Genomic DNA, 484 nt, shown 5'->3' with positions numbered 1-484 from the left:
GGGGACAGCCCAATCTTTAGCTGCTGAAGGAGCAAGGCTTATTTTTACTTACGAAAATGAGAGGGTTGCAGATCGCGTGCTAAAGCTCGTTGAAACGATTCCGGGGTCCATTGTCTGACCTTGTAATGTACAAAGCGATGAAGAATTGGATACATTGGCGGATTTCCTAAAGGAGAAAGTAGGCGTTCTGCATGGTTATTTTCACAGTGTTGCCTATGCTAAGGCTGAGGATTTGGATGGCTTGTTCGTCGACACTTCTCGCGAGGGATTCGCCATTGCTCAAGAAATCAGTGCCTACTCTCTCGCTGCTGTTTCCCAACGAATTTACCCGCTGATGACGGAGGGTGGAAGTATCGTCACCATGACGTATATTGGCGCAGAACGAGCGATCAAGAATTACAACGTTATGGGTGTGGCGAAGGCTTCATTGGAAGCCAGCATGCGCTATCTGTCGAACGATCTGGGTACTTATGGCATTCGGGTA

The 484-nt window shown here is 48.1% G+C and carries 1 pseudogene; it reads left to right on the top strand.

What is annotated here, in order from left to right:
- Nucleotides 1-484: pseudogene (locus L693_RS0124635) on the top strand (enoyl-ACP reductase FabI); the annotation flags it as partial.

The sequence above is a fragment of the Paenibacillus sp. 1-18 genome, assembly GCF_000520755.1.
Taxonomy (GTDB): domain Bacteria; phylum Bacillota; class Bacilli; order Paenibacillales; family Paenibacillaceae; genus Paenibacillus; species Paenibacillus brasilensis.
This window is presented reverse-complemented; position numbering and strand designations above follow the sequence as displayed.